At 69.4% G+C, this 18094-nt stretch carries 17 protein-coding genes; 14 read left to right on the forward strand and 3 right to left on the reverse strand.

Going from position 1 to position 18094, the window contains the following annotated elements; translation table 11 throughout:
* Positions 1–5 precede the first annotated feature (5 nt).
* Positions 6–581: a GNAT family N-acetyltransferase gene (locus GGD89_RS08655; protein ID WP_184044185.1), complete on the forward strand. Its 576-nt coding sequence runs from the start codon at positions 6–8 to the stop codon at positions 579–581.
* A gap of 65 nt (positions 582–646) precedes the next feature.
* A complete protein-coding gene (locus GGD89_RS08660) occupies positions 647–865 on the forward strand; it encodes a hypothetical protein (protein WP_184044187.1) in 219 nt (72 codons plus the stop codon).
* 118 nt (positions 866–983) lie between these two features.
* Here the strand turns inward: GGD89_RS08660 and GGD89_RS08665 are convergent, their stop codons facing one another.
* Positions 984–2213, reverse strand: a complete 1230-nt coding sequence (locus GGD89_RS08665) for a TsoY family (seleno)protein (protein ID WP_184044189.1) — start codon at positions 2211–2213, stop codon at positions 984–986.
* 242 nt (positions 2214–2455) lie between these two features.
* Between GGD89_RS08665 and GGD89_RS08670 the strand changes: the two genes are divergently transcribed.
* Complete coding sequence (locus GGD89_RS08670) at positions 2456–3364, forward strand: transglycosylase SLT domain-containing protein (RefSeq protein WP_246422986.1); 909 nt, start codon at positions 2456–2458, stop codon at positions 3362–3364.
* Between the two features lie 107 nt (positions 3365–3471).
* Here GGD89_RS08670 and GGD89_RS08675 read toward each other — a convergent pair whose 3' ends face one another.
* Entirely contained in the window at positions 3472–3705 is a 234-nt protein-coding gene (locus GGD89_RS08675; RefSeq protein ID WP_184044191.1) for a hypothetical protein, read from the reverse strand.
* On the opposite strand from GGD89_RS08675, the gene GGD89_RS08680 reads away from it, so the two are divergent.
* From GGD89_RS08680 to GGD89_RS08730, 11 genes are all read left to right on the forward strand, one after another.
* Positions 3704–4498 carry a DeoR/GlpR family DNA-binding transcription regulator gene (locus GGD89_RS08680; protein WP_184044193.1) on the forward strand — a complete coding sequence of 265 codons (795 nt, stop codon included), beginning with the start codon at positions 3704–3706 and terminating at the stop codon, positions 4496–4498. The two genes, GGD89_RS08675 and GGD89_RS08680, sit on opposite strands and share 2 nt — an antisense overlap.
* Positions 4488–6083, forward strand: coding sequence for a glycerol-3-phosphate dehydrogenase (gene glpD / locus GGD89_RS08685; protein ID WP_184044195.1), 1596 nt, complete (start codon positions 4488–4490; stop codon positions 6081–6083). Before GGD89_RS08680 ends, glpD begins: the two co-directional genes overlap by 11 nt.
* Positions 6084–6210: 127 nt before the next feature.
* Complete coding sequence (locus GGD89_RS08690; protein ID WP_184044197.1) at positions 6211–7302, forward strand: ABC transporter ATP-binding protein; 1092 nt, start codon at positions 6211–6213, stop codon at positions 7300–7302.
* A gap of 33 nt (positions 7303–7335) precedes the next feature.
* The gene (locus GGD89_RS08695; RefSeq protein ID WP_184044199.1) at positions 7336–8412 is read left to right on the forward strand and encodes an ABC transporter ATP-binding protein; all 1077 of its coding nucleotides are present in this window, start codon (positions 7336–7338) and stop codon (positions 8410–8412) included.
* Between the two features lie 3 nt (positions 8413–8415).
* Positions 8416–9318: a carbohydrate ABC transporter permease gene (locus GGD89_RS08700; RefSeq protein ID WP_184044201.1), complete on the forward strand. Its 903-nt coding sequence runs from the start codon at positions 8416–8418 to the stop codon at positions 9316–9318.
* On the forward strand, positions 9315–10220 hold the full coding sequence (locus tag GGD89_RS08705) for a carbohydrate ABC transporter permease (protein WP_246422988.1): 906 nt from the start codon (positions 9315–9317) through the stop codon (positions 10218–10220). The genes GGD89_RS08700 and GGD89_RS08705 overlap by 4 nt, the downstream gene beginning before the upstream one ends.
* A 22-nt stretch (positions 10221–10242) precedes the next feature.
* Positions 10243–10521: a DUF2160 domain-containing protein gene (locus tag GGD89_RS08710; protein WP_184044203.1), complete on the forward strand. Its 279-nt coding sequence runs from the start codon at positions 10243–10245 to the stop codon at positions 10519–10521.
* A 95-nt stretch (positions 10522–10616) separates the two neighbouring features.
* On the forward strand, positions 10617–12338 hold the full coding sequence (locus GGD89_RS08715; protein WP_184044205.1) for an ABC transporter substrate-binding protein: 1722 nt from the start codon (positions 10617–10619) through the stop codon (positions 12336–12338).
* 96 nt (positions 12339–12434) lie between these two features.
* Positions 12435–13925 carry a glycerol kinase GlpK gene (gene glpK, locus GGD89_RS08720; protein WP_184044207.1) on the forward strand — a complete coding sequence of 497 codons (1491 nt, stop codon included), beginning with the start codon at positions 12435–12437 and terminating at the stop codon, positions 13923–13925.
* A gap of 478 nt (positions 13926–14403) precedes the next feature.
* Entirely contained in the window at positions 14404–15978 is a 1575-nt protein-coding gene (locus GGD89_RS08725) for a receiver/sensor box histidine kinase (RefSeq protein ID WP_184044209.1), read from the forward strand.
* A 176-nt stretch (positions 15979–16154) separates the two neighbouring features.
* Complete coding sequence (locus GGD89_RS08730) at positions 16155–17159, forward strand: phosphotransferase enzyme family protein (RefSeq protein ID WP_184044211.1); 1005 nt, start codon at positions 16155–16157, stop codon at positions 17157–17159.
* A gap of 7 nt (positions 17160–17166) precedes the next feature.
* Here GGD89_RS08730 and GGD89_RS08735 read toward each other — a convergent pair whose 3' ends face one another.
* A complete protein-coding gene (locus GGD89_RS08735) occupies positions 17167–17982 on the reverse strand; it encodes a DeoR/GlpR family DNA-binding transcription regulator (RefSeq protein ID WP_184044213.1) in 816 nt (271 codons plus the stop codon).
* Positions 17983–18094: the final 112 nt, after the last annotated feature.

The raw sequence follows: 18094 nt of genomic DNA on the forward strand, positions 1-18094 counted from the left end.
GTTCCATGGACGGCGCGATCACCTTTCACCCCCTGACCCCGGATCGCTTCGCCGATCTGGAGTCCCTGTTCGGCACCAGCGCGACCACGCGAAACTGCTGGTGCGTGTACTGGCGGCAGACCTGGAAGGAGTGGAACGCGGGCTGTGGCGACGACCGCCGCGAGGCGTTGCGCGCGCGGGTCGGGGCCGGTCCGCCGCCCGGCATCCTGGCCTACCGCGACGGCGAGGCCATCGGCTGGGTCCAGGTGACGCCGCGCGCCGACGTGCCCCGGTTCAACCGGGCACGCTCGGCGAAGCCCAGCCCCGCCGAGACCGATCTCGACGCCGTGTGGGCCATCTCCTGCTTCTTCCTGCGCAAGGACGCGCGCGGGCAGGGTCTGATGACCGCGTTGACGCGGGAGGCCTGCGCCTTCGCCGCCCGCCAGGGCGCCCAGGCCGTGGAGGCCGCGCCCGTCACCCCCCACCGGCCGCTGACGTGGGACGATGGCTATGTGGGGATCGCCTCGGCGCTGGAGCGCGCCGGCTTCACCCTGGTCGAGAAACGCTCCGAGCGGCGCAGCCTCCTCCGCTGGGTGCCGTGACGGCACACCCGCGCCCACGACAGGGACGGCGTTCGCATGGATTGATCATGGTGTCCGGACCACGGATGGGTGTAATCGCGATCGTGACGGCCGATGGCCTGTCTTTTCAACACACCGTGCAGGGAACGGGCCAGGCATCCGAGGAGGTGTTTACCTGCAATGTCATTGCCGACGCGGTGGGCGAGGCCGCCCGCGCCGCCATCCGTGAGACCGTCGAGGATGCCGTCCTGTACATCCGCGAGGGCGTGCGGTCGGCCCGGATGACGGCCCCGCCGTCCTCCTGACCGGCGGTCGGCGGGATCCGGCCTCGCGCCGGTCACAGCGGTCGACACCAGGGTCCGGAGCGCCGACGGGGGCGCCCCGAAAGGTCGCCCCCGCCGGTCTCGCGAAGGCCCGCGATCCCTACTCCGCCGCGCCGGCCGGCCGCCGGGCCAGGATCGCCGCGCCGCCCTTGGTCTTCAGCAGGCGAAACACCAGCCGCTCGTTTGTGACGATGGTGATGACCTGCACATAGACCAGCGGCGCCATCAGCACGATGTGGGCGATGGAGAACTTGTCCACCAGCCCGGTCTTCACCAGGCCCAGGTGCACAAAGAACATACCGGCCACATACGAGGCCACGCCGGGGCAGATGAGCGCGAAGGACATGGGCGAGTACTTGTCGCCGTGCAGGTAGTCCTGGAAGTAGTTCAGCCGGCGCATGACAACCCAGCCCAGCAGGCCGAACGTCACCTGCAATCCCATCAGCAGCGACAGCATCACCAGGTAGTCCCCCGGCTGCACATGGCCGCCGAAGAAGGCGTGCAGGCCGTGCGACAGCCGCACCAGGGCAATGCCGGTGACGGTGAGGATGGGGATCATGATCCACAGGCTGGGGCTGCCCTCCTCGCTGATGCCGTGCTCCATCATGTCGCGGAAGCCGAGCGCCGTCTTGACCAGCGCGAACAGCAGCACCGCCGACAGCATGGTGATGGACAGCACCGTCCCGACCGCCACGGTCTCGCGCACGGTGCTCATGGCCGCCGGGGCGGCGAAGCCGACACCGATCATGGCGAAGGCGAAGATGGCGATGAGCTGGCTCAGGTGGTTGTTCTGGCCGTGATCGAACCTGCCCTCGACGATGACGCGGCCGAAGTAGTCCAGGAACAGGCGCACGCCATAGACGGCCACGGCGCCGAAGCCGACGATGGCCAGCGGGAACAGGTACTCCACCACCGCCCAGAGGCCGGGCACGAACACCGCGCCGAGGATGAAGCCCACGTTGATGGCCATGGCCAGGGTCAGCGGAATGGCCATCAACGACACCTCGGCGTTGCCGGTCTTCAGGCGCCGGTAGGCATCGGTGTCCTTGAAGCCCCGGTACTCGACCAGGTTCCAGACCAACAGCCGATAGAACCGCGCCGCGAAGATCAGGATGCCGACCATGGCCACGGCGACCAGGCCGGCCATGGCCGGATCGGGGCCGGTCAGCAGCGGCCACAGGGTGTCGAAGGTGGGAATGGGCGCCGTCCTCGGGCGCGGCGTCAGGAACAGCAGGTACAGGAAGAAGGAGACGGTCAGGCCGCCGTTGCCCAGCGCCGCCAGGAACAGGGTGGGGCTGTAGTGCTCCTTCAGGCCGTGTCTCAGGGCCATTGGGGGACCTCGTGCATGCGAAAGGGGGAAACCAGGAAAGCGGCTATAATATTAGTTTTTTCTGATATGACATTGACGAATCGCAATCGGGCGGGACACGGGGGCCGCCCTGGGGGTCGAGGCGCGCCGGTCACCGTCCGAACCGGGGGCGGCCGATGCGACCGGCGGGCCTGGCACGTGGTTTGCTGCACCGCATGTCATCGAACGGATCGCCGTTCCCACCGCCAGCCCGGACTCAGCCCATGGTCCAGACCGCCCCCACCCCGGCCCCCTGCCCTCGCCCCCACCGCCCGGCCGTGCTCTCCCCAGAGCCGTCGCGCCGCGCGGGCGTGGCCCGGCGGATGGCCCGGCGGGCGACGCTGGCGTCGATTCCGGGGGCGATTCTGGGCCTGGTTCTGGCTGGAGCCCTGGGAGTCGCCAGCGCGCGCGCCCAGCCGCCGAGCGAACACCAGTACGCCTCGGCCGACGACCTGTGCCACGACCAGACGTCGCGGCAGGAGCAGACCAGCGGCGTTCCCCTGCATATCCTGACGGCCATTTCCCTGGTGGAATCGGGACGCTGGGACGAACGCCGGCAGGCAAGAATTGCCTGGCCCTGGACGGTGACCAGCGGCCCCGACGGCAGGTTCTTCCGCACCAAGACGGAAGCCATCGCCCATGTCCGGTCCTTGCAGGCACGCGGCGTGACCAACATCGACGTCGGCTGCATGCAGATCAACCTGCGCTATCACGGCGATGCCTTTCCCACGCTGGAGAAGGCGTTCGAGCCCCGGGCCAACGTCGCCTACGCGGTGGACTTCCTCACCCGCCTGCACGCCGACACCGGATCCTGGACACGCGCGGTCTCGCGCTACCACTCGGGCACGCCGCACCTGGCACGGCGCTACATGAAGAAGTTCCGCGTCGCGTGGCGCGAGGTTCAGGACGGTCGCGCGGCATCCGGCGCGCCGCCGATGCGCGACATCCTGGCGCGGGCCGCCGAGATCGAGGCCGCCAGCCAGGCCGAGCGGGCGCGCCAGGAAGCCGAGCGGGCCCAGGCCCAGGCGGAGGCGCGGGCATACGCCGAGTCCTGGCGGCGCGACAAGCTGGCCGCCTACCTGGCGCGCCGCGCCGAGGTGGAGGCACGGCGGGCGGCCGCCGGGGCGTCCTGACCAACCGCCTCCCCCCCCGGCCCCCCCGATCTATCTCTTGGGCATCCCTGAAGGCATCCCTTTGGGCGCCGCGCCGCGTCCCGACGCGCGCGGTGCTCCGTTCTTCTTCATCCGCTCGACATCTTCATCCGCGTGGACCGGGCCGGCGACATCGCCGGGCGGCCGTCGGCGCCCGCATCCCCGTGCCATGGGGCGTGGCGCTCGTTTAGGAGCGCGATTCCCTCGGTTTCCCACGCCACATGCTCTATTTCGAAACGCATTTTTTTCGGTTTTTGATTGACACCGCGCTGGCGTCGGCGAATTCTGGTTCGGTCGATCACGGGTTGAGTGGAGTCGGCCATGAGCACCGCCCTCTCGCGCAAGCGCCTGATCCTGGACCTGGCCCGTGAACAGGGCCGGGTGGCGGTCGACGATCTGGCGGCCCGGCTGGCCGTCTCGCCGCAGACCATCCGCAAGGATCTGAACGACCTGTGCGACACCAACCATCTGGTGCGCACGCACGGCGGCGCCCTGTTGCGCACCGGCAAGGCCAACGTCGGCTACGAGGCCCGCCGCCTCATCGCGGCCGACGCCAAGGACCGCATCGCCGAGCGCACCGCCGGTCTGATTCCCGACGACAGTTCGTTGTTCGTCAACATCGGCACCACCACCGAGGCTGTGGCGCGGGCGCTCGCCGGGCGCTCCGACCTGCTGGTCATCACCAACAACCTGAACGTGGCCACCATCCTGCGCGAGGCCCGGGGGCTCGACGTGGTCATCGTCGGCGGTCTGCTGCGCCATTCGGACGGCGGCATCGTCGGCGAGGCCGCGCTCGACATGATCGGGCAGTTCAAGGTGGACATCGCCATCATCGGCACCTCGGCCATCGACGAGGACGGCACGCTCCTGGACTACGACTACCGCGAGGTTCGCATCACCCAGGCCATCCTGGCCAATGCCCGGCGCCGCATCCTGGTGGCCGACTCGTCCAAGATCGCCCGCCGGGCGCCGGTGCGGATCGCGCATCTGAGCCAGCTCGACGTGTTCGTGACCGACACGCTGCCGGACCCGGAGATCCGGCGCCTCTGCCGGGAGGCCGGCACCGAGATCCACGAGACCTGCGGACGGGGGGAGGAGACGAGCCATGCGGCCTGACCCCGCGCCCACCGCCGCCCCCACCGCCACCCCTGGAGCCCGCCCCGACGGCAGCGCCGCCGCGCCCTTCGACGTCGCCATCATCGGCGGCGGCGTGAACGGCTGCGGCATCGCCCGGGACGCGGCCGGACGCGGCCTGTCGGTGTTCCTGTGCGACCAGGGCGACCTGGGCGGCGGCACCAGTTCGGCCAGCACCAAGCTGATCCATGGCGGCCTGCGCTACCTGGAGACCTACGAGTTCCGCCTGGTGCGCGAGGCCCTGAAGGAACGCGAGGTGCTGTGGCGCGCCGCCCCGCACATCATTCATCCGCTGCGGTTCGTGCTGCCTCACCATCGCGGGCTGCGGCCGTTCTGGCTGCTGCGGCTGGGGCTGTTCCTGTACGACCATCTGGGGGGCCGCCACCTGCTGCCCGGGACCGAGGTGCTGGATCTGGCCGACGACCGGCGGGGCGCGCCCCTGCGGGCGGCGTTCACCCGCGCCCTCGAATACTCGGACTGCTGGGTCGAGGACGCCCGCCTGGTCGTCCTCAATGCCCTGGACGCGGTGGAGCGCGGCGCGGTCGTGCGCCCGCGCACACGCTGCGGGACGGCGGTCCGGACGGGTACCCTGTGGCGGCTCACGCTGGAGTCGGCCGCCGACGACGCAACCGCGCCAAACGAAACCGTACACGCGCGCGTTCTGGTCAATGCCGCCGGCCCCTGGGTGCTGCCCGTGCTCAAGACCATCCACGCCGCGACGTCGGAGCGCGTGCGCCTCGTCAAGGGCAGCCACATCGTCACCCGCAGGCTGTTCGATCACGACCACTGCTACATTTTCCAGAACACCGACGGACGCATTCTGTTCGCCATCCCCTACGAACAGGACTTCACCCTGATCGGCACCACGGACCTGGACGTCGACGGCGACCCGGGCGAGGTGACCATCGACGACACCGAGATCGACTATCTGATCGAGGCCGTGGGCGCCTACCTGAGCACGCCGATCACGCGCGACGACGTGTGCTGGAGCTACGCCGGCGTCCGGCCGCTGCACGACGACGGCGCCGGCACGGCACAGCAGGTCACCCGCGACTATGTGCTGCGCGCCGACGGCGACGGGCGCGACCGGGCCCTGCTGGTGTCGGTGTTCGGCGGCAAGATCACCACCTATCGTCGCCTGGCCGAAAGCGCCCTGGAGAAGATGCGGCCGGCGCTGCCGGACATGGGTGGCGCCTGGACGGCGGGCCGCGCGCTGCCGGGCGGCGACATCCCGGTCGACGGCTTCGAGACGCTGGTGGCGCAACTGCGCTGGGCCTACCCGTTCCTGGAGGCCGACCACCTCCGCCGGCTGGCGCGCCTGTACGGCACCCGCGCCCGCGAGTTGCTGGGCACGGCCCGGGCGCGGCGCGACCTGGGCCGGCACTTCGGGGCCGATCTGTACGAGCGCGAGGTCGACTACCTGATGCGCCGCGAGTTCGCCCGCGCGGCCGCCGACGTGCTGTGGCGGCGGACCAAGCTGGGACTGCGGGTGACGACGGCGGAAGCCGCCGACCTGGAGACCTGGATGGCGGACCATGCCGAGCGGATGGCGTCGCCGGCGGCTTGAGCCAGCCGATCCGCAACGACGACAAGGAGACGGACGACCGCAACGACGGCGAGACTGGATCGGACCGGGCCGCGCGACGGCTCCCCGAAGGCCCATCAAGAGGCCCTGAGACGAGGAAACGGACCCCATGCTTACCCTGGACACGGTCACCAGTGTCGTGGACGGCGAGACCCATCTCGCCGACATCTCGCTGACCCTGGAGAGTGGCTCGTTGAACATCCTGCTGGGTCCCACCCTGGCAGGCAAGACCAGCCTGATGCGCCTGATGGCCGGGCTGGACGCGCCCACCAGCGGGCGGGTGCTGGTCGACGATCGCGACGTGACCGGCGTGCCGGTGCGCGACCGCGCCGTGGCCATGGTCTATCAGCAGTTCATCAACTATCCGACGCTGTCGGTTTACGAGAACATCGCCTCGCCCCTGCGCGTGGCGCGCCGGCCGAAGGCGGAGATCGATCGCAAGGTCCGCGAGGCGGCCGCCCTGCTGCGCCTGGAGGACATGCTGGACCGCACGCCGCAGGCGCTCTCCGGCGGTCAGCAGCAGCGCACGGCCCTGGCCCGCGCCCTGGTGAAGGACGCCAGCCTGGTGCTGCTGGACGAGCCGCTCGCCAACCTGGACTACAAGCTGCGCGAGGACCTGCGCGCCGAACTGCCACGCCTGTTCGCGGCCAGCGGATCCATCCTGGTCTATGCCACGACCGAGCCGGCCGAGGCGCTGCTCCTGGGCGGCCACACCGCCACCCTGCACCAGGGGCGGGTCACCCAGTTCGGCCCCACCCTGGACGTCTACCGCCGCCCGGCGACGCTGCTGACGGCCCAGACCTTCAGCGACCCGCCCCTCAACGTGCTGCCGGTGACCAAGCGCGGCCCCGCCGTGACGGCCGCAGACGGCACGGCCGTGCCGCTGGGCGATCGCATGACCGGCCTTGGCGACGGCGGATACACCCTCGGCTTCCGGCCGCACGAGCTGTCCTTGCGTCCGCCGGCGACCACGGCCGGCGTGCTGAGCGCGCCGGGCGTGGTGGCGGTCACCGAGATCACGGGCTCGGAAAGCTACGTCCACGCCCAGGCGCTGGGCCAGCGCTGGGTGGCGCTGGACCCCGGCATCCACGCGGTCTCGCCCGGCCAGACCGTCACCCTGTACCTGGACGCCCGGCGCTGCCTGGTGTTCGGGCCGGACGATCGCCTGGTCGCCGAGCCGCCCACGCTGGCGGCGGCCTGAACGACACCCCGGGAAACGGAGGTCCCCCCGATCATGGCCCGGATCGACCTGCGCGGCCTGGCGCACTCCTATCGACCCGCCCCGCGTGGGCGCGCCGACTACGCGCTCAAGCGCATGGACATGACCTGGCGCGACGGCGGCGCCTATGCGCTGCTCGGCCCCTCGGGCTGCGGCAAGACGACGCTTCTCAACATCATCTCCGGCCTGCTGGTGCCGTCGCAGGGACAGGTGCTGTTCGACGACGAGGACGTCACCGACATCATCCCCGAGGACCGCAACATCGCCCAGGTGTTCCAGTTCCCCGTCATCTACGACACCATGACGGTGCGACAGAACCTGGAGTTCCCCTTGCGCAACCGGCGGGTCCCCGAACCCGAGATCGCCGCCCGCGTGGCCGAGATCGCCGAGGCGCTGCACATGACCGACGACCTGCCACGCAAGGCGCGCGGCCTGACCGCCGACGCCAAGCAGAAGATCTCGCTGGGGCGCGGGCTGGTGCGCCGGGACACGGCCGCCATCCTGTTCGACGAGCCGCTGACGGTCATCGACCCCCATCTCAAGTGGCTGCTGCGCTCGCAGCTCAAGGACCTGCACCGCCGCTACGACTTCACCATGATCTACGTCACCCACGACCAGACGGAGGCCCTGACCTTCGCCGACAGCGTGGTGGTGATGCACGAGGGCGCGGTGGTGCAGGTGGGCACGCCGACCGAGTTGTTCGAGCGCCCCGCCCACACCTTCGTAGGCTACTTCATCGGCTCGCCCGGCATGAACGTGCTGCCCTGCGAGATCACCGGCGCCAGCGCCCGCGTCGGGCACCAGACCGTTCCGCTGGCGCGCGGCTACGCGCCCAGCGGCGGCAAGGTCGAACTGGGCGTGCGGCCGGAGTTCGTGCGCGTCGACGACGGCCCGGACGGCCTGGCGGCGCAGGTCACCGACGTGGAGGACGTGGGCCGCTACCGCATCGCGCGGCTACGCCTGGAGGGGCATCCGATGGCCGCCATCCTGCCCGACGGCGCCCGCCTGGACGGTCACACCACCCGCGTCGGGTTCGATCCGGCGCACGTCAACGTCTACGTCGACGACCATCTCGTCGAGGGGGAGGCATGAGCCATGCAGACCAAACCCGTCAACCAGAAGGCCTGGTTCCTGGTCCTGCCGGTGTTCCTGCTGGTGGCGTTCAGCGCGTTGATCCCCCTGATGACCGTGATGAACTATTCGGTCCAGGATACGTTCGGCAACAATCAGTTCTTCTGGGTCGGCCTGGAGTGGTTCGAGGACATTCTCCAGTCCGAGCGGTTCCATGACGCCTTCCTGCGCCAGATCCTGTTCTCGGCCCTGATCCTGGCCATCGAGGTCCCGCTGGGCATCGCCGTCGCCCTGTGCATGCCGACCCGCCGCTTCTGGACCGCCGTCGTCCTGGTGCTGATGGCGCTGCCGCTGCTGATTCCCTGGAACGTGGTCGGCACCATCTGGCAGGTGTTCGGGCGCGTCGACATCGGCCTGCTGGGCAAGGCCCTCTACTCGCTCGGCGTCGACTACAACTACACGCAGGATCCCCTGTCCGCCTGGATCACCGTCGTGGTCATGGACGTCTGGCACTGGACCTCCTTGGTGGCGCTGCTGTGCTACGCCGGGCTCCAGTCCATCCCGGATGCCTACTATCAGGCCGCCCGCATCGACGGCGCCTCGCGCTGGGCCGTGTTCCGCCACATCCAGTTGCCGAAGATGAAGCGGGTGCTGCTGATCGCCGTGCTGCTGCGCTTCATGGACAGCTTCATGATCTACACCGAGCCCTTCGTGGTGACCGGCGGTGGCCCCGGCAACTCCACCACCTTCCTGTCGATCGACCTGGTGAAGATGGCCATCGGCCAGTTCGACCTGGGCAAGGCGGCGGCCATGTCGATCCTCTACTTCCTCACCATCCTGCTGCTGTCCTGGGTGTTCTACACCGTGATGACCAGTGGCGAGGGCAACGGCCGCGCCACGCGCCGCCGGGGGAGGGCCGACGCATGATGACCCGGATCACCAGGCCCGCCCCCCCGGGGCCCACGGACACGGCGCGTGAAGGACAGGACCAGGGACGGGCGCGACCGAAACGCCGCACGCGCGGCGGCGGCCTGCCGGTGAAGCCGCTGGTGCTGACGCTGTACCTCGTGTTCCTGCTGCTGCCGATCTACTGGCTGCTCGGCATGTCGCTCAAGACCAACGACGAAATCCTGTCGACCTTCAGCCTGTGGCCGATCGACCTGACCTTCGCCAACTACGCCGTCATCCTGTCCGACCCGGCGTGGTACATGGGGTATGTCAATTCGACCCTCTACGTCGTCATGAACACGATCATTTCCGTCGCCGTGGCGCTACCGGCCGCCTATGCCTTCTCGCGCTATCGGTTCCTGGGCGATAAGCACCTGTTCTTCTGGCTGCTGACCAACCGCATGGCGCCGCCGGCGGTGTTCGCGCTGCCGTTCTTCCAGCTCTATTCCTCGATCGGGCTGTTCGACACCCACATCGCGGTGGCGCTGGCCCACTGCCTGTTCAACGTGCCGCTGGCGGTGTGGATCCTGGAGGGCTTCATGTCCGGCGTGCCGCGCGAGATCGACGAGACCGCCTACATCGACGGCTACAGCTTCCCGCGCTTTTTCGCCCGCATCTTCATGCCGCTGATCGCGCCGGGGATCGGCGTCGCCGCCTTCTTCTGCTTCATGTTCTCCTGGGTGGAGCTGCTGCTGGCCCGCACCCTGACCAGCGTGGACGCCAAGCCCATCGCCGCCACCATGACCCGCACCGTCTCGGCCTCCGGGCTGGACTGGGGTGTGCTGGCGGCGGCCGGCATCCTGACCATCGTCCCGGGGGCCCTGGTCATCTATTTCGTGCGCAACTACATCGCCAAGGGCTTCGCCCTCGGGCGAGTGTGACCGGACCCGGGGAGGCACGACCATGACCCTTGCATGGATGGCCTGGACCTGGCCGACGGCGATCTTCTTCATCGTCATCGCCCTCATCCTGGCGACCTTCACCCTCCTCCAGCAGGCGCGCCCGACGGTGCCGCGGATCGGCATCCTGGGCATCGAGACCACGCGCGGGGACCGCGTGTTCATCAGCCTGTTGGGCAGCGCCTTCATCTGCGTCGGCTGGCTGGCGTTCGCCGGTCCGCCGCTGTGGGGGGCGCTGGCCGTATGCCTCGTCTATGCCGCCGCCGTGTTCCGGTGGGTCTAGGCGGGGACCGAGGGGCGCCCGGCCGTGAAACCGCGGCCCGGCCGGCGTCGTCGTTCCCGAACCGCGGACGGACAACGAAAGAGGGAGGTTCCTTCATGAAACGGACAACCGTGGTCGCGGCGACAACCTGCGTCGCGATGCTGTCCGCGACGCCGGCATGGGCCGACATGGCCGCCGCGGAGCGATGGATTGACGACGAGTTCCAGCCCTCCACCCTGACCCGGGACCAACAGCTGGCCGAGATGGACTGGTTCATCAAGGCGGCCGAGCCGTTCCGGGGGATGCAGATCAACGTCGTCTCCGAGACCATCACCACGCACGAGTACGAAAGCAAGGTGCTGGCCAAGGCGTTCACGGAAATCACCGGCATCCAGATCACCCACGACCTGATCGGCGAGGGTGACGTGATCGAGAAGCTGCAAACGCAGATGCAGTCGGGCCGCAACATCTACGATGCCTACATCAACGATTCCGACCTGATCGGCACCCACTTCCGCTATGACCAGGTGGTGGCGCTGTCGGACTGGATGGACGGCGAGGGCCAGGACGTCACCAGCCCCACGCTGGACATCGACGACTTCATGGGGATCAGCTTCACCACCGGCCCGGACGACAAGATCTACCAGCTCCCGGACCAGCAGTTCGCCAACCTCTACTGGTTCCGTTACGACTGGTTCACCGATCCCGACCTGAAGGCGCGCTTCAAGGACAAATACGGCTACGACCTGGGCGTGCCCGTCAACTGGTCGGCCTATGCCGACATCGCCGAGTTCTTCACCAACGACGTCGGCGAGATCGACGGCCAGCGCGTCTACGGCCACATGGACTACGGCAAGAAGGACCCGTCCCTCGGCTGGCGCTTCACCGACGCCTGGCTGTCCATGGCCGGCGCCGGCGACACGGGCATTCCCAACGGCCTGCCGGTGGACGAATGGGGCATCCGCGTGGAGGGCTGCAATCCGGTCGGCTCCAGCGTGTCACGCGGCGGCGCGGCCAACGGCCCGGCGGCCGTGTTCGCGCTGACCAAGTACATCGACTGGCTGAAGGCCTATGCCCCGCCCGAGGCGGCCGGCATGACCTTCTCCGAGGCCGGCCCGATTCCCGCCCAGGGCAATGTCGCCCAGCAGATCTTCTGGTACACCGCGTTCACGGCCGACATGGCCAAGGACGGCATCCCGGTGGTGGACGAGAACGGTGAACCGAAGTGGCGCATGGCGCCGTCGCCGCGCGGCCCCTACTGGGAGGACGGGATGAAGCTGGGCTATCAGGACGCCGGATCCTGGACCCTGATGACGTCCACGCCGGTCGATCGCCGCAAGGCCGCCTGGCTGTACGCCCAGTTCGTCACCTCCAAGACGGTGTCGCTCAGGAAGACCCACGTCGGCCTGACGCCGATCCGCGACAGCGACATCCGCCACGAGTCCTTCACCGAGCGGGCGCCCCTCCTGGGCGGCCTGGTGGAGTTCTACCGCAGCCCGGCGCGGGTGCAGTGGACGCCCACCGGCACCAACGTGCCGGACTATCCGAAGCTGGCCCAGCTCTGGTGGCAGAACGTCGCCGACGCGGTCACCGGCGCCAAGACCCCGCAGGAGGCCATGGACAGCCTGGCCGAGCAGCAGGACAACATTCTCGCCCGCCTGGAGCGCGCCGGCATCCAGGGCGACTGCGGGCCGCGCCTCAACGACGCGCGGGATCCCGAATACTGGCTGTCGCAGCCGGGGGCGCCCAAGCCGCGCCTGGAGAACGAGAAGCCGCAGGGCCAGACCGTGGACTATGACGAGCTGGTGCAGAGCTGGCAGGACGCCAACGCGCAGTGAGTCCGTGCGACCGGCCATGAAACGGACGCGTCCGTTTCATGGCCGCCGCCATGCCCCACGGATCTCAGCACTCCCCCATCGAGGACTCCCGTTCCCATGGCCAGCCACATCCTCGCCATCGACCAGGGCACCACCAGTTCGCGCGCCATTGTCTTCGACGCCGACGGCCACGCCGTCGCCAGCGCCCAGAAGGACCTGACCCAGCACTTCCCGGCCGACGGCTGGGTCGAGCACGACGCCACCGACATCTGGATGGATACCCTCGCCGTCTGCCGGCGGGCGATCGCCGACTCTGGCGTGACGGCCGGCGACATCGCCGCCATCGGCATCACCAACCAGCGGGAGACCGCCATCCTGTGGGACCGGGCCAGCGGCGCGCCGGTGCATCGCGCCATCGTCTGGCAAGACCGCCGCACCGCGCCCCTGTGCCGCGACCTGCGGACCGGCGGCCACGAACCCCTGATCCGGCGCAAGACCGGCCTGTTGATCGACCCCTACTTCTCGGCAACCAAGGTGGCGTGGATGCTGGACCACGTCGACGGCCTGCGGACCCGCGCCGAGGCCGGCGAGATCTGCTTCGGCACCGTTGATTCGTGGCTGTTGTGGAACCTCACCGGCGGCGCCGTGCACGCCACCGACGCCACCAACGCCGCGCGGACCCTGCTGTTCGACATCCGCACCCACCGTTGGGACGACGACCTGCTGGCCCTGTTCACCATCCCGCGCGCCGTGCTGCCCGAGGTGCGCGACAACGCCGCCGACTTCGGCACCACGGTTCCGGACCTGCTGGGCGCGCCGATCCCGGTGGCCGGCATGGCCGGCGACCAGCACGCCGCCGTGGTTGGCCAGTGCTGCTTCGACGCCGGCATGATCAAGTCCACCTACGGCACCGGGGCGTTCGCGCTGCTCACCATCGGCGAGACCTTCGTGGAAAGCCGCAATCGGCTGTTGACGACCATCGCCTACCGGCTCGATGGCCGCACGGTCTACGCCATGGAGGGGTCCATCTTCGTCGCCGGGGCGGCCGTGCAATGGCTGCGCGACGGCCTCGGCCTCATCGCGACGGCGGCGGAGAGCGAGGCCCTGGCCGGACAGGTGCCGGACAGCGGCGGTTGCTACCTGGTGCCGGCCTTCACCGGGCTCGGCGCGCCCTACTGGGACCCGGACGCGCGCGGCGCCCTGGTCGGCCTGACCCGGGACACCGGCCGCGCCCACGTGGCCCGCGCCACGCTGGAGGCTCAGGGCTACCAGACCCGCGACCTGATGGAGGCCATGACCGCCGACAGCGGCACCGCGCCGGTGTCGCTGCGGGTCGACGGCGGCCTGGTGGCCAACGACATGGCCTGCCAGTTCCTGGCCGACGTCCTGGACATCCAGGTGGAACGGCCGGCGGTGATCGAGACCACGGCGCTGGGCGCGGCCTACCTCGCGGGGTTTCAGGTTGGGGTGTTCCAGGGCCTCGACGACCTGTCGCATCGCTGGAGCCGCGACCGGATGTTCACGCCGGACATGCCAGCCGACCGGCGGGAACGGTTGTACGCCGGCTGGGCCGCCGCCGTGCGCCGGGTCATGACCGGCGACCGATAGCGGACCGCGACAACACCGGCGGCCGGATGGGTCAATCAACCAAGGTCGCCGGTCCCAAAACCTGAAAGAGCGCGCACAACATTCAACCCAGATGCCCAGTCCCCGTCGAAAGGCAGGGGACCCGCTGACCTCTATTTCTTCGGCACCCCTTGATTTGCCCGGTGGTTTGGCCGGATGCTGAAAGGGTGGCCCTCTCGTCCGTCCGGTTATCCTTCGCACGAACCAGAAGCGCGGGTGCGGGTGCCGGTGTTGGCGGGAGGGCGGGGAGCGACCAGGGTCGGGACGGCGCGGCATGTCGGGACGAAGATTTCAATATAGTCGCTGGCGACTGCTGGCGGCAATCGTCCTGGTTCTGACGGTATTTGCGTCGATTTCCTGCGTCCTGGTCTACAACCAGCAGAGGGAACAGTTAATCACATCTTACTTGCGTAAGATGGATGTTGAGGCGGATTTGATCGGCGCGTTCCTCACCGATTCCATGCTACGCAATGATTATGCCGAGGCGCGCGTCTTCCTGGCGGACTGGCCGGTCAAGTATACCGACGTCAACGTGCTGGAGGTGACCTTCGACAACGGTCGCACCCTGTTCTCGTACCGAACGCCGGGCAAGATCGACACACCCCTGACCGTGACCCGAACGTTCCACTACCGTGACAGATCGCTCTCGCTGGTGCTGTGCCATGACGACTCGGAGACGGCGGCGACGCTGACGTCGATGGGCCGGGGCCTGTTCCTGCTGGCCTTCTTCCTGATCGGGGCCACGGCGCTGACCCTCTGGTTCGTCCTGTTCCGCTGGATGGTCAAGCCGATGGAACAGGAGATCGCCGATCGCACCGGAGACCTGCGCGCCGCCCGGGAGACCCTGGAACGCCAGGTGGAGGAACGCACCGCCTCGCTCAAGGCCGAGGTGGTGATGCGGCGGGAAGCCGAGACCGCCTCGCGCAAGCTGGGCCTGGCGGTGGAGCAGAGCCCCGTCTGTACGTTCATCACCGACCCCGAGGGCCTGATCGAATACGTCAATCCGAAGTTCGAGGCGCTCACCGGCTACGCGCGCGACGAGGTCCTGGGCCAGACGCCGCGGATCCTGATGTCACCCGACACGCCGAGGGGCGTGCTGGCGGACCTCTGGGCCACGCTTCGCGCCGGCGGGGCCTGGCGGGCGGAGTTGCGCAATCGCCGCAAGGATGGCAGCGATTTTTGGGCCAACGTGTCCTTCGCGCCCATCCGGGGATCGGACGGCGCCGTCACCCACCATGTGGCGGTGTGCGAGGACATCACCGAGCACAAACAGGCGGCGCGCGTCATGGCGGAGGCGCGCCACGCGGCCGAGATGGCCAACAAGGCGAAGTCGGACTTCATGGCCAACATGAGCCATGAACTCCGCACCCCCCTGAATGCCATCATCGGCTTTTCCCAGGCCATGCGGGACGGGCTGTTCGGGTCGCTCGGCCATGATCGCTACAGCGAATACGCCGACTTCATTCACCATTCCGGCTCCCATCTTCTGGAGCTGATCAACGACATCCTCGACGTCTCCGCCGTGGAGGCCGGCAAGCTGGTGTTGCACGAGGAGGTGGTCAGCCTCCGCGACCTCTGCGAGGCGGCGACCCGCCTCTTGATGTCGCGCGCCCAGAAAGGGGACGTCGTCCTGACGGGCATCGGCGATCCCGACCTGCCGGCCGTGCGCGCCGACCCGCGCCGGCTCAAGCAGATCCTGCTGAACCTGATGTCCAACGCGGTCAAGTTCACCGAACCGGGGGGCACGGTCGCCTGCGACGCCTTCGTCGGCGAGGACGGCGCGTTGGTGCTGACGGTGACGGACACCGGCATCGGCATGGACGAGGCCGGGCTTCGCAAGGCCATGAGCGCCTTCGGCCAGGTGGACAGTTCGTTGTCGCGCAAGCACGAGGGCACGGGGCTTGGCCTGCCCCTGACCAAGGGCCTGGTGGAACTGCACGGCGGCACCCTCGCGCTGGCCAGCCAGCCGGGCCGTGGCACCAAGGCGACGGTCAGCCTTCCCCGCGACCGGGTCGTGACGGTGGCGGCGGCGTGATGGCCGCAGCCTGAGAGCGCCGGCACCACCGCCGCGCCCGTCCCGCGCCCGTCCCCGCGCCCGTCCCCGCGCGAGCCGCCGCCCGACGGCCAGAACACCGCGGACATGTTGCAGGTCCCACATTTTGAGCCCAGAATGCGCCCGCTTCTGTTGGAACTCAAAACCTGGGACGCGACATGACCGGTCTGTACACCGATGAGGTCCTGGACACGCTTCGCGTCGGCGCCGCCGGCCTGCTGGGGACCTGGGGCCTGTCGCCGGACGCCCGGGTCACGCTGCTGAACATCTCGGAGAACGCCACCTTCCTGGCCAGGGAGGCCGGGGCCGACCCCACGTCGGACGACACCATCGTGCTTCGTGTGTACCGCCCGGGCTATCACACCCGCCAGGAGATCGAGTCCGAACTGGACTGGATCACTGACCTGCGCGCCCACCACGTCGTGGACACCCCGGAACCCCTCGCCGTCGCCGGGGGTGGCCACATCGCCACCTTCGCCCTGAACGGCGACCACCGCGCGGTCGCGGCCTTCGCCTTCATGAGCGGGGCCGAGCCGTCCCCCGACACCGACCTGACCGGCAACTTCCACACCCTGGGCGCCATCAGCGCCCGCCTCCACGCGCATGCCCGCGCCTGGACCCGCCCCCAGGGCTTCCGCCGCAAGACCTGGACCTGGGACACCACCGTGGGACCGACGCCGCACTGGGGCGACTGGCGCGCCGCCATGGGCCTGGAGCCGGCCGGCGCCGCCGTGCTGGCGCGCGCGTGCCGGGTGCTCCGCGCGCGCCTGGAGGCCCATGGCACGGGGCCGGACCGGTTCGGCCTCATCCACGCGGACCTGCGGCTCGCCAACCTGCTGGTCGAGGGGGACCGCCTGGGGGTCATCGACTTCGACGACTGCGGCTTCGGCTGGTTCGGCTACGACTTCGCCGCCGCCGTCAGCTTCCTCGAACACGAACCCTATATCCCCGACCTGCAAGACGCCTGGGTCGCGGGCTATCGGACCGTCGCCCCCTTGCGGGCCGAGGAGGAGGCCATGTTGCCCACGTTCGTCATGCTGCGCCGTGTGCTGCTCACCGCCTGGCTGGCCAGCCATGCCGAGACCCCCACCGCGCAGGAGCTGGGCGCGCCCTACACCGACGGTACCGTGGACCTGGCCGAGCGGTTCCTGGGCACGTCCTGAGCACCCGTCACGACGCCCGACCGCCGGAGGTCTCCGTCCCCGGGGGCGGAGCAGCGGAGCACTCCACCCGCACCGACACCTTGGCGGCGGCGATGGCCCGGGCCAGCGGGCCGCGCGGCGGCGTGTCGGTCACCAGCACGTCGATCCCCTCCCACGAGGCGTACGACGCCGGGAACGCGCGATCGAACTTGGAACTGTCGGCGACCACCATGACCCGCGCGGAGCGGCGCGCCATGGCGCCGTAGACCTCGGCGGCCTCGATCATCGCGTCGCTGGCGCCGTCGGGCATCAGCCCACTCGCGCCCACCACCGCCCAGTCGGCGCGGAAGTCCTCCAGGAAGCGCAACGTCTGGCCGCCGTGCAGCGCCCCTTCCCCCAGGTGGTACACGCCCGGGGTCATCATCACGGTGATGGCCGGATTGCCCGCCAGCACGGTCGCCGCGCCGAAGGAGTGGGTGAGCACGGTGACATCGCGCATCTCGAAGGCCAGGCGCCGTGACACGTGCATCGTTGTCGACCCGGACCCGATCATCACATGGCGGGCCCCGGCCAGCAGCGGCACCGCCGCGCGGGCGATCGCCTGACGCTGCGGCACCAACTGGGTTTGGCGCTCGCTCAAGCCCGGTTCCAGCGACGGCCGGCGGACCGCGCCGCCATAGGTGCGGTCGATCAGCCCCTGTCGGGTCAGGTCGTCCAGGTCGCGGCGAACCGTCTCGGTGGACACGTCGAGCTCGGCGGCGAGGTCAGCGACCCGCAGGGCCGACCGCGTGCCCAGGATCTCCATGATGCGCCGCTGTCGCGTTGTCTTCCGACGGCTTGCCATGGCCGCACGCTAGCCGATCCCCAACGTGGACACCAGCCGAACGGCCGGGCCACCCGCCGGCCCTTACGAGAACAGCGCGGCATGGTCTCCGCACGCTCATGCGCATGGTCTC

It is taken from the genome of Roseospira visakhapatnamensis, assembly GCF_014197915.1.
Classification (GTDB): domain Bacteria; phylum Pseudomonadota; class Alphaproteobacteria; order Rhodospirillales; family Rhodospirillaceae; genus Rhodospira; species Rhodospira visakhapatnamensis.

Excerpts from the sequence above, each read along its gene's own strand:
- GGD89_RS08655 (WP_184044185.1), top strand. The coding sequence starts at position 6 with ATGGACGGCGCGATCACCTTTCACCCCCTGACCCCGGATCGCTTCGCC.
- GGD89_RS08660 (WP_184044187.1), top strand. The coding sequence starts at position 647 with ATGGGTGTAATCGCGATCGTGACGGCCGATGGCCTGTCTTTTCAACAC.
- GGD89_RS08665 (WP_184044189.1), bottom strand. The coding sequence starts at position 2,213 with ATGGCCCTGAGACACGGCCTGAAGGAGCACTACAGCCCCACCCTGTTC.
- GGD89_RS08670 (WP_246422986.1), top strand. The coding sequence starts at position 2,456 with ATGGTCCAGACCGCCCCCACCCCGGCCCCCTGCCCTCGCCCCCACCGC.
- GGD89_RS08680 (WP_184044193.1), top strand. The coding sequence starts at position 3,704 with ATGAGCACCGCCCTCTCGCGCAAGCGCCTGATCCTGGACCTGGCCCGT.
- GGD89_RS08675 (WP_184044191.1), bottom strand. The coding sequence starts at position 3,705 with ATGGCCGACTCCACTCAACCCGTGATCGACCGAACCAGAATTCGCCGA.
- glpD (WP_184044195.1), top strand. The coding sequence starts at position 4,488 with ATGCGGCCTGACCCCGCGCCCACCGCCGCCCCCACCGCCACCCCTGGA.
- GGD89_RS08690 (WP_184044197.1), top strand. The coding sequence starts at position 6,211 with ATGCTTACCCTGGACACGGTCACCAGTGTCGTGGACGGCGAGACCCAT.
- GGD89_RS08695 (WP_184044199.1), top strand. The coding sequence starts at position 7,336 with ATGGCCCGGATCGACCTGCGCGGCCTGGCGCACTCCTATCGACCCGCC.
- GGD89_RS08700 (WP_184044201.1), top strand. The coding sequence starts at position 8,416 with ATGCAGACCAAACCCGTCAACCAGAAGGCCTGGTTCCTGGTCCTGCCG.
- GGD89_RS08705 (WP_246422988.1), top strand. The coding sequence starts at position 9,315 with ATGATGACCCGGATCACCAGGCCCGCCCCCCCGGGGCCCACGGACACG.
- GGD89_RS08710 (WP_184044203.1), top strand. The coding sequence starts at position 10,243 with ATGACCCTTGCATGGATGGCCTGGACCTGGCCGACGGCGATCTTCTTC.
- GGD89_RS08715 (WP_184044205.1), top strand. The coding sequence starts at position 10,617 with ATGAAACGGACAACCGTGGTCGCGGCGACAACCTGCGTCGCGATGCTG.
- glpK (WP_184044207.1), top strand. The coding sequence starts at position 12,435 with ATGGCCAGCCACATCCTCGCCATCGACCAGGGCACCACCAGTTCGCGC.
- GGD89_RS08725 (WP_184044209.1), top strand. The coding sequence starts at position 14,404 with ATGCTACGCAATGATTATGCCGAGGCGCGCGTCTTCCTGGCGGACTGG.
- GGD89_RS08730 (WP_184044211.1), top strand. The coding sequence starts at position 16,155 with ATGACCGGTCTGTACACCGATGAGGTCCTGGACACGCTTCGCGTCGGC.
- GGD89_RS08735 (WP_184044213.1), bottom strand. The coding sequence starts at position 17,982 with ATGGCAAGCCGTCGGAAGACAACGCGACAGCGGCGCATCATGGAGATC.